Source organism: Paenibacillus forsythiae T98, from assembly GCF_000520735.1.
Taxonomy (GTDB): domain Bacteria; phylum Bacillota; class Bacilli; order Paenibacillales; family Paenibacillaceae; genus Paenibacillus_AQ; species Paenibacillus_AQ forsythiae.
The window spans coordinates 1-494 of sequence record NZ_ASSC01000708.1 but is presented as its reverse complement, the minus strand read 5'-3'; the positions used below and the strand labels follow the sequence as shown (position 1 = coordinate 494).

The window sequence follows — 494 nt, the reverse complement described above, 5'->3', positions numbered from 1 at the left end:
CGGGGCGGGCCGGTAGGGCTGGATACGATTGCGGCTACGATCGGCGAGGAGAGCCAGACGATCGAGGATGTTTATGAGCCATACTTGCTGCAAATTGGATTTCTGCAGCGTACGCCCCGGGGAAGAATAGTTACTCCGGCAGCTTACCGGCACTTAGGAGTTCCGCTCCCTCCGGAGCAATCCTGAACTTTACGACTTGGCGATTGGAGGAGAACGTGAAGATGAGGCATTTGTGGAAGAAAGGGCAGCCTGCTCTGGCAAAGGGTCTGCTGGCCGTTGCGCTTGCGGCGGGCAGTCTGCTTATTCCCTCTGGGTCAGGTTACGCCGATTCCCCCCGGACGATACGCGTTGCGCTTTTTGCGGATATCGGCAGCAAATACAAGTTGACGGTCCCGGCGGTCACGCTGCTTGCGGGCCAGGCCTGGAGTCTGGCCGCAAGAGATACCGGGGCCACTCTCGTAACGGTCCCATCGGGGACGAAGGTTCGGGCAAGC

The 494-nt window shown here is 59.7% G+C and carries 1 protein-coding gene and 1 pseudogene; both read left to right on the top strand.

From position 1 onward, the window contains the following. Positions 1–186 (top strand): Holliday junction DNA helicase RuvB C-terminal domain-containing protein (locus tag L692_RS29750; protein ID WP_036724923.1); only part of this gene is annotated, 186 nt, incomplete at its 5' end. A gap of 35 nt (positions 187–221) precedes the next feature. Continuing rightward, a pseudogene (locus L692_RS29745) lies at positions 222–494 on the top strand (SpoIID/LytB domain-containing protein); the annotation flags it as partial.